Source organism: Paraburkholderia sp., assembly GCF_035501035.1.
GTDB lineage: Bacteria > Pseudomonadota > Gammaproteobacteria > Burkholderiales > Burkholderiaceae > Paraburkholderia.
Window position 1 is genome coordinate 1 of record NZ_DATJWR010000050.1, and the last position, 9,420, is coordinate 9,420.

8 protein-coding genes and 1 pseudogene are annotated in these 9,420 nt (G+C 61.9%); 4 read left to right on the plus strand and 5 right to left on the minus strand.

Features of this window, described 5'->3' with window-relative positions; all coding sequences use genetic code 11:
* The 4 genes and pseudogenes from VMJ11_RS02825 to tnpC all read left to right on the plus strand — a co-directional run.
* On the plus strand, nt 1–234 hold a 234-nt coding region (locus VMJ11_RS02825; protein WP_325616696.1), incomplete at its 5' end, for an H-NS family nucleoid-associated regulatory protein.
* A 638-nt stretch (nt 235–872) separates the two neighbouring features.
* Nucleotides 873–1,253 (plus strand): transposase, encoded by a 381-nt coding sequence (locus tag VMJ11_RS02830; protein WP_414694280.1) that lies wholly within the window; start codon nt 873–875, stop codon nt 1,251–1,253.
* Complete coding sequence (tnpB, locus tag VMJ11_RS02835) at nt 1,250–1,594, plus strand: IS66 family insertion sequence element accessory protein TnpB (protein ID WP_325616700.1); 345 nt, start codon at nt 1,250–1,252, stop codon at nt 1,592–1,594. The genes VMJ11_RS02830 and tnpB overlap by 4 nt, the downstream gene beginning before the upstream one ends.
* Before the next feature lie 30 nt (nt 1,595–1,624).
* A pseudogene (gene tnpC / locus VMJ11_RS02840) lies at nt 1,625–2,599 on the plus strand (IS66 family transposase); the annotation flags it as partial.
* A 388-nt stretch (nt 2,600–2,987) separates the two neighbouring features.
* Here the strand turns inward: tnpC and VMJ11_RS02845 are convergent.
* From VMJ11_RS02845 to VMJ11_RS02865, 5 genes are all read right to left on the minus strand, one after another.
* On the minus strand, nt 2,988–3,377 hold the full coding sequence (locus VMJ11_RS02845; RefSeq protein WP_325616702.1) for a tyrosine-type recombinase/integrase: 390 nt from the start codon (nt 3,375–3,377) through the stop codon (nt 2,988–2,990).
* Between the two features lie 120 nt (nt 3,378–3,497).
* The gene (locus VMJ11_RS02850; RefSeq protein WP_325616704.1) at nt 3,498–3,770 is read right to left on the minus strand and encodes a hypothetical protein; all 273 of its coding nucleotides are present in this window, start codon (nt 3,768–3,770) and stop codon (nt 3,498–3,500) included.
* A 240-nt stretch (nt 3,771–4,010) separates the two neighbouring features.
* Nucleotides 4,011–5,012: a hypothetical protein gene (locus VMJ11_RS02855; RefSeq protein ID WP_325616706.1), complete on the minus strand. Its 1,002-nt coding sequence runs from the start codon at nt 5,010–5,012 to the stop codon at nt 4,011–4,013.
* A gap of 18 nt (nt 5,013–5,030) precedes the next feature.
* Nucleotides 5,031–7,709: a DEAD/DEAH box helicase gene (locus tag VMJ11_RS02860; RefSeq protein ID WP_325616708.1), complete on the minus strand. Its 2,679-nt coding sequence runs from the start codon at nt 7,707–7,709 to the stop codon at nt 5,031–5,033.
* A 789-nt stretch (nt 7,710–8,498) separates the two neighbouring features.
* The gene (locus tag VMJ11_RS02865) at nt 8,499–8,816 is read right to left on the minus strand and encodes a helix-turn-helix domain-containing protein (RefSeq protein WP_325616710.1); all 318 of its coding nucleotides are present in this window, start codon (nt 8,814–8,816) and stop codon (nt 8,499–8,501) included.
* Nucleotides 8,817–9,420 lie beyond the last annotated feature (604 nt).

Consider the following 9,420-nt stretch of genomic DNA (forward strand, 5'->3'; position numbering starts at 1 on the left):
CGGTTGCAGGCAGTGCGTTTCCGGGACGCTTCCGGCAACACATGGGACGGTAAAGGCGCGCCGCCGCGATGGGTAGTTCAGGCGACCAGCGCGGGCCAGTCTCTCGAGCATTTCGCAATTGATGGGCCGTCGAACCGGGACTCCGGAAAACGCACCGGCACGGACTGGCGCAATGACCCGTTTGCCGGCACGAGACTCGCTACGGTCGGGACGGAGGACATTGGAGCCGCCTGAGAAACGGGAATGAGAGTCGAAGCAAGGCATCATCCCCTTGAACATACGCTTCCGGTCGTCAGCCGGCGCCAGGCGCCCCGATCGCGCACGAGACCCTGCGGGTCGCCGCGTCGCTCAGGCAGGATTGCCAGATTGTGGTGGGCATCCGCGTACGCGGTGCCACTCGTCGTTGAGCGTCGCGAAGACAGGCGGGATAAAGTCGTGTCTTTCAAACGAAACCGGCTGGATCGTGCGTATAGCCGGCTGCTCGCGGCGCTCGCCGCATGTCCGGCCGCCTCCGGATGACCCTCCGCCTCCAGCGGCGGAAGGACTTCGCGCTGCATGTGGTGAAGAAAGTTCCAGGTCAGCATGACGATCTCCGGCGCCATCAGTTGAACCTACGCCCGTGCTGACCAAAGCTTTTCCATTCCGCTTCCTGCTCGTTATCCGGAATCTGGTGCGTCCGCGAATTGACCATCGGAAGGTGAATGGGCTCCAGTGCAGTAAGCGGCTCGCGAGGGCCGTTCCTCATCTCGCGCGAGCTTGACGCATGATTCGAGCAAGCGGCGGACATCGAGATTCTCGTCCGCATTGGTTCGGACTATAGAGGATATGCCGAGATGTCGAACGAATCATCCAAAGCTCGCCATACGCATCGCGTGTACTCGCTCGAATTCAAACAGCAACTCATCAAGGAAACTCTGGAGGCAGGCTCGTCGGTCTCGATCGTGGCGCGGCGGCATGACATCAATGCCAACGTCGTGTTCGAGTGGCGACGGCTGTATCGGGAGGGCGGGCTGAAGCTGCCGGACACTGGCACTGCCCCGGCGCCGCCCGCCGAATTGCTGCCGATCAACGTGATCGATCTGCCCGCGTCGCGTCCAGTACAGCCTGTGCCGATCGAGCCGCCGGAGACAACAGCGAGTGCGGCACCGGCACCCGTCTGCGAAATCGAGGTCGAGATCGGCAAGCGTCGCGTGCGCATCCGCGGCCTGCCGCTCGAACGCGCGGAATCGTTCCTGCAGGAGTGCCTGCGGTGATCCCGGTTCCGGTCGGCACGCGGATCTGGCTTGTCGCGGGCATCACGGATATGCGCTGCGGGTTCCAGGGGCTGTCGGCGAAGGTGCAGACAGCGCTCGAGGAGAATCCGCTCGGCGGTAACGTGTTCATCTTCCCGGGCCGCCGCGGCGACCTCGTCAAGGTTCTGTGGGCAACCGAAGACGGACTCTGGCTTCTCGCGAGGCGCCTCGAACGTGGCCGCTTCGTGTGGCCGCAGGCCGATGGCGGCAAGGTCTTCCTGAGCTCGGCCCAGCTGTCGATGTTGCTCGAAGGCATCGACTGGCGACAACCACGCCGCACCGCTGCACTGTCGATGTTGTAAACCGCGCGGAAGACTCGTAAGCTGCGCCGCATGTCGAACGGCGCCGACCTCCCCGACGATGTCAATGCGCTGCAAGCCATGGTGCTTGCACAGCGCGCGTCGCTTGCTGAACAAAGTGGCGAGATCGAGCGACTGCTGCGGGAGATGGCTGAGCGGGAGCTCAAGATCGAGCGGCTGAAAGCGCAGATCGACAAGCTCAGGCGGATGCACTTCGGCCGCAAGTCCGAGCAGCTTGACCGGCAGATCGCGCGGCTCGAGACCGAACTGGAGGATCTGGCCGCCGGACGCGGCGTAGCCGATGTGCGCCGTGCCCGCGCGTCGACTGCGAGTACGCCCGGCGGCGACACGTCTCCGAAGGAAGCGCTGCCGCCTCATCTGCCGCGCGAAGCGAATGCGCTCGAGCTCAACCCGGGTTGCCCACGGTGCGGAAACGCCATGTAGTTGATCGGCGAAGACATATCCGAACAGCTCGCGCGTGTCGCGGCCGCGTTCAAGGTCATTCGCACAATCCGGCCCAAGGCGGACTGCACCTGCTGCAATCACTTCGCGCAGCCGCCCATGCCTGGCTTGCCGATCGAGCGCAGCATCGCCCACCCGAGCCTGCTCGCGGACATCCTGGTGTCGAAGTACGCGGACCATCTGCCGTTGTATCGCCAATCGGAGATTGCCGCGCGCGACGGCGTCACGCTCGATCGCGCCAGCATGGGGCGCTGGCTTGGCCAGTGCGAGGAACTTTGCCGCCCGCTGACCGAGGCGCTGCGTCGTTACACAATGGCTGGCACGAAGCTGCACGCGGACGACTCGCCGATTCCCGTGCTCGCGCCGGGCAACAAGAAGACGAGGACCGGTCGCCTGTGGGTCTACGTGCGGGATGATCGGCGCGCAGGTTCGACGGAACCGGCCGCAGTGTGGTTCGACTACTCGTCCGACCGCAAAGGCATCCACCCCCAGATCCGTCTCGCCGGATTCGAGGGCATCCTGCAAGCGGATGGCTACGATGGCTATGTTGCGTCCAAATTTATGTGGCGGCGACGGCTTCGAGTCAGGGCTGTCATCGGCAACTTGAAAGTCGTCGAAACTTGACGGTGTGAAACTCACCGCGTGGAACTGACTTTTCTTGGTACATCTTCTTCGGATCCCGTTTATCTATAACTTGGTTCTTCTTTCGTTTTCCTTCGCTCCCTTCCCTTGTTCCCCTTGTGGTTGCGGCATTCTGACCAGAGACGCCCCCGAGGTCAGCCTAGGCGCAGGGCCTGCTCGTCGCTACTGTGCTATCGCTTCGTCAACGTGAATTTCAAACCGTCCGTTTTGCGCGAATTTGACGCCGCCGCTAACAAGGGCTTATCCAATCACCCCTGACTCGTGCCCGCACATAAAAAATGCCAGCGAACAACTAAAGTTGCTTCAGGAACGTCATCAGTGAAGGCAGCCTGGTCGCACGCATTGATGCTGCGGGGAGGCCCGAGATGTCGACGCGAGCAAGCGCCTTTGCTTTCATTTCCAGGTCGACCTCGGCGTAGATGTGTGTCGTATCCAGAGAGACATGCCCTAACCAGGCTCGGATCGTGTTGATATCGACGCCGGCACGTAGCAGATGAACCGCGGTCGTGTGTCTAATCGAATGCGGACTGATACGTTTATCTTTCATCGCAGGATGTGACTTGGTCACGAGCTTGGCATATTGGGTGACGATACGATGTATACCGAACCGTGTCATCGGCTGATTTGTCCGTCCACGGAACACGGTGTCGTCTGCACTACGCCCGGTTACGAGTTGAGACAATCCTAATACGTTCTACACCTGAACAGCTGGTCGCGTCGCGCGGCGGCGTGGTTGGTACACAGCGTCTCTTCGATTTACGCCACGCGCCCGTGGTCGCTGACGCAAGCGACGCATACCGGTTCACTCCACGAAGGTGGTTTCGTCAAACAGGTCTGGTACCACGTGAGACACGGTCGGTTCCGGCACCGTGCCCGAGCGTACCTGCGCCAGCAAATCGGGAGGCAGCCATACCTCCTCCAGCGCGCTCACACCACCTTCGATCAACTGTTGCAGGAAGAAAGACGGTTTGCGTCCGGTCGCCTCGGCCAGGAACCGGACTCTGCGCTCGATGACCGGATCGATGCGGACCGCCACAACCTTCAACTTCTCTGCGCTCTTTTTCCTGCCCAACATGTGCTCCCTGATATTCCGCGTCATCGCATTCTAATCGGCGCCCTCGCTGGCACCAGCCATCGGCCGCTCCCTGTCCTTATCGCGACCCGTCAACAGCGGCCCGGGAAGGTCCGTGCAGACCTCCTGGGCTGGCGTCGGGCTTCAGCTTGTGATTCAGCCGGAATTGGTCAATCCGCCGCATCCCGCTCCAGTTGCACACCTTGAAAGCAGGAACAGACGGCGACGCCGCCGCCCCAGACATTACCCGCGGCGCTTCGGCGGTTTCGATGTCGCGCACGCCCGTGCAGCGGGCTTTTTAGATGCGGCCGAACGTGTCGCCTTCGACGCAGCGGGAGCAGTTTTACCCTTGGGCTTTGTCAGGGCGGCAGCGCGAGGCTTGACGTCCGGCGCCTCGACCTTGCCTTTCGGTGCCCGTTTCACGGTCGCGGACGGCTTCGATGTAGCTGACGTCGACGTACTGGTTTTCTGCGAAGCCGCTTCCTTGCGCGTGCGCTTGCCCCGGACCGGGGGCGCATCGGCAAAGGGTTCCATGTCGATATCGATACCGAACACATCGCCCAGGACTGCGTTGTCGAGCACCTTGCCGGACGCCGGGGCGGCTCCTGCACCGGACAGATTCGCACCGGCGCTGTTGACGAGATCGACGGGGTCAACGCCACGTAATGTAAAAAGCAATTCGGGCTGCTGATCGAGCCGTGCCCCGATGCCGTAGAGTACGGCAGCGACGTGCTTGCACATCGCCGCCCAGTCCAGGCAGTTGCAGCCGAATCTGATGTCCTTCGGCGCGGGGAAAAGCCCGCTGCCCGGCTTGCAGATGCGGCCCATCACTGCAGCCGACAGCTTGCCCTGCAGCAATTCGACCACGGAGTCAACCGACGCCGCACACTCGGCGCTCAACGCCCGCCATTGTTTTGCCGGGCAGGCTGTGACATTGATTTCGATCTCGTACAGGCTTGATCCCATGACCTGCGCACGGATCCTGCCCGTCGTAATCTGCAGGTCGATCACCGAACCATTGCGCACATACGTGCGACCGCGTGGCAAGCGACTTTCGTAGTCGCTGTAGTGCTCCAGGTTGTCGCACCACGCCTTGCCCCAGAAGGTCTTCGCGATGGCCCCGCGATACGGCGCGACGGGCGACAGGTTCTTGCCCGCCTTGATCGCTTTCGCGACCAGCTGCTCCGCCTTCTTTCTGCGTTCGGCCACCGGAACGTAGGGTTTCCATCCACCGTAGTCAGCCATCTGCGTTCGTCTCCATGATCAGTTTTCCTGCGCGGAATGAATATCGAGCCTGACAAGATCGAGCAGCTCGCGATCACTCATCTCGGTCAGCAGCAGCTCCGCACCGCCTTCAAGCACGTCCTTCACCAGCTGCTGCTTCGTTTCGATCAGCTGGTCAATCCGGTCCTCGACCGTACCGCGGCAAACGAACTTGTGTACCAGAACATTCCTGCGCTGGCCAATGCGAAATGCCCGATCCGTGGCCTGATTCTCGACTGCGGGATTCCACCAGCGATCGAAATGAATCACGTGGGACGCAGCGGTCAGATTCAACCCCGCTCCGCCCGCCTTCAGCGAGAGCACAAAAAACGGTATCGATTCATCCTCCTGGAACTGCCGGACCAGTTCGCGCCGTTTGCCTACGGGCGTTCCCCCGTGAAGAATCAGGCCTTCGCGGCCGAAAAGCGATCCGAGGAACGCGGCAAGGGGCTCGGTGGTTTCGCGGAATTGCGTAAACACCAGGACCTTTTCCTGTTTCGCCGCGATCACGTCGACCAGTTCCTTCAGGCGCGCAAATTTGCCGCTGGCTTCCGGCTTCCACGCCGCGTCGCCGAGCCACTGGGACGGATGATTGCAGATCTGCTTGAAACGCATCAGGTAGCTTAATACGATCCCTTTGCGTTCAATACCCTCGGTACCATCGAGCGCCGCCGCCAGGTCCTTGACCGCGCGTTCGTACAGGGCGGCCTGGACGGGGCTCAGGTGGCACCATGCCTTGAGTTCGGTTTTTTCAGGGAGATCCGCGATAACACGCCGGTCTGTTTTCAGGCGACGCAGAATGTAAGGCCGCACAAGGTTGCGAAGCGGACCGAAATGTTCGGCTTTCGCCAGACGCCGCGTGAGCCCGGTAAAGTCCTTCACCGAGCCTAGCAGCCCGGGATGCGTGAAGTCAAAAATGGACCACAGATCGGACAGGCGATTTTCCACCGGGGTGCCCGTCAGGGCGATGCGTGACTGGGCCTGAAGCTTCTTGACCTGCTTCGTCTGCCGGGTGCCGGGATTCTTGATCGCCTGGGCCTCGTCGACAATCGCGATGCGCCACTGCGTCGTTTCCAGAACGGGCTGACGCAGCAGCGACCCGAAGCTGGTAATGACGAGGTCCGTCTGCATGAGCCGCGCGCTGTCCAGCGCGCGCAGTTCGTCGGCAGGCGTCATGGACGGGTGCGCCACCAGCACGCGCAGGCCCGGTGCAAAGCGTTCCGCTTCCGCGGCCCAGTTTGCCAGCAGGGACGCGGGTGCGACCAGCAGGCTCGGACGCGGGCCGGCCGGGTCGCGCTTGAGGATCAACAGCAGGGAGAGGACCTGCATCGTTTTTCCGAGGCCCATGTCGTCGGCCAGACACGCTCCCAGCCCGAGCTGGCTGAGCAGGTAGAGCCACCGCACACCCGCCTGCTGGTAGGGACGAAGCTGCGCCCTCAGGTCGGGGCCCGGATCGACCTGCGCCAGCCCTTCCGGCTGGCGCAACTGCCCGAGCGTCTCTGCCAGCCAGTCGCCTGCCACGACCTGTGCCCAGTCGCGCTCGTCGGAGCCTTCAGCTTCGTCATCGGATACGCCTGCCAGGAGACGCAGGGCGTCATTCAACGGCAGCCCCGCCTGCGCGGCCTTCTCCAGACCTTCAAAGCGCTGGAGCAGGCGGCCGAGCTTTTTTGTGTCCACCTCGATCCAGCGCCCACGAATCCACTGGAGACCGTCGGCCCCCTTGAGCAGACTCCGGATCTCGGCGGAACTTAACGGCTCGCCATCGAGCGACACCTCCATCCTGAAGTCGAGCAGCGCCTGCCTGCCAAGGACCGACGGCGGCTGCGTCCCGACGCTCGCCCTGACCGCCGGTCGCGTGGGGCGGCCCGTCGCCCAGGTCGCCGGTAGTCGAACCATGATGCCGGCAGATTCCAGAATCGGCAGATCGGAGAGAAGACGCCAGGCATCGGCCGGCGTCCAGCGCAATGGATGGTAGATTTCGCGCGACTCAAGCATCGCACGCAGCCAGTCACAGCGTTCAGCGGCACGCTGAACCGGCATCAGGAGGGAAAGCAGCTGCGCCTTGTTGCGCGCCCCGGAAAATTCCTCGAGCGCCCGCGAAAGGGGTTGATGTTGCGTCTTGCCATGAGCCGACAGGCGAGCCGCGTAGGTTGCCAGGAACGCGAAAGGCGCTTCGGGGTCCTTGCGGTTTTCGGCAAGGTTAAAGTGAACACGGCCCACAAGATTCCAGGCAGGATGACGTGACCTGAGAAATGCCTGGAGCGACTCTCCCGTATCTGCGAGCTCGTCTCGCAAGGCGCCATCGATTTCGCGCCACAGTGTCACCAGGACCTCCGCCGTGAGATATTCGGCGCCCGTCATGGGCGGCGCATCGTCGATCAGTCGGTCGAGGTCCGCTGTATCTGGATGGGCGACCGCGACTTCCCCGCCTTCTGGCGTGGCGCATAAGGACGTGACATAGCGGGCACCAAAGTCGCGCCACCATGCCCATGCCGATGGCAACGCCCGCCCTATCGTCGCGCTTCCCAGATAGAGCAGCCCATGACCTGTGCCGCGCCTGAAGGATGCGCCCAGTGTTACGTCATCGGGCAGGGCTGGCGCATCGGCGTCAGGCTCGGCAAGCAGATGGCCCGCCGGTGTGATTTTTGGCGCGAGACGTTCGGTATCAGTCAAGGACATGGACAGTTGATGGGGAAGTCCCGGGTTCGAGTGCAGGCGGAAGACAGGCTCGCCTGGAGATCAAGTACCTCCTGCGCCGCAGGGAACATTGCCTGTCCTGATCATGGAACGGGTTTTCCGCAGCATTTTGTATGGCATTGCCGGGCGGGGCTTCTATGCGCGCCACGTAAAGCCCAGCCATCTTGACCTCGCCGACCACATTCTGAATGGTGACGGAAGCGGATTTGAGCGCGCTCAGAGTTTTGACACGGGTGCAGGTATGTCTCCCGCAAGAAAGCGCTCGAGGAAATCAAGCTCTTGGTCTGTCAGCGGATCGTTGAGTTCGGGATCGGGATGATTGAGCTTCATGGTATTTCCATGGGATAGGCGGTAGACGCGATATGAATCGCCGATGCCGTCATTTCCGCCAACGTTCAGCGCAATGCCATGCTTGCTGCAGGCTTTTTCGGCAAGCGTCAGGGTGTCGATATTTTACCCGACGGGACGCTACGCAAACTGGACGCAAGGTCGGCGGGCGATGAACGCTTTTTGCTGCGCTGTCGGCAGGCCTTCTTTCAAGATGCACCTGGCTTGCCCGAATCGATCTGGCGTCAGTATAAGCGGCGAGGAAATCCGGCAGGTGCGCTCAGTCCTCGTGTATCGCATCAGCGCTCAAGGACAGCCCTCACGAGGACAGCAGGGCTGCGACCACGTTCAGACGCTTACCGCGCCGGGCGTCAATCATGTGTTGCTCCGCGACTGGCGTCCAGGCACTTCGATTCGGCTGCGCTTGCGCGAAGCCAGCTTCGTCTACGCAGGCGAGTTCGATTTCGCCACGCTGGGCTTGCTGGACCAACTCCCCAATTTCAGATTGGGCTTGTCGGAACCGCTGTTCGTCCCGCTTTTTTTTAAGCTATGCCGGGTTCGCTTCCATACCAGCCCCGCTCGCTTGAGAACCCCTGTCAGCGTATTGCGATGAACCCGAATCCCGAACTTTTCTTCGAGTCGTGCCAGCAGTTCGGGTGCCGTCAGCGCCTCCTGCGCCGCCCACACCTTCAACTGCTCAACCTGCTGCGGCGACAGCTTCGACGGCGCACCGCTACGCGGCGCGTCCGACAGCCCTGCCATGCCTTAGAGGGTAAGGAGACGGCATTCCTGCCGCCCCCTCCCCAAAGAACCCACCAAGCGACTTTCACCGCAATGGGCTCGCGCATGGCTAAAGCACCGTTACTCGATGCCGGCCTTGCCAGACAGCGCAAGTCCTTCGCTAACGTCGTATTGTTGGTCCGTCCCATCGCTGAGACGAGGGCGCCGAACTGCAACGAGGCAGTCTCTTCCAAGCTGCCCTACGTCGGACCTCAAATACTGGCTCACGACAGCCACACCTCGCGGAAGTCTGCACCCTTTCGGGTCAGGGCAAAGTCTGAACCCCTATGCGAACCACTACAGCCCGCCGTTCGCTTTCTCCGTGTTCTCTTACCCGCTCCACCACCAGCGTCCCTTGCGGTTTGCCTGCCATCTCGCAATATTCCGCGAGTTTGGCGGTGAATCGGACTTACCACGTTCCCACTTCTGTCGACCCGAATGCCTCCGGGCCTATCCGTTTAGCGCCCGTCTATTCCCCGGCAGTGCTATGACGGCGTACTCCCATGGAGAAGGGGAGCAACCGACTGCATACCTTTTTGGTCTGGGCCTGCCAGCCGCTTTGGCCCACTCGCTGTTACGAGGTTTA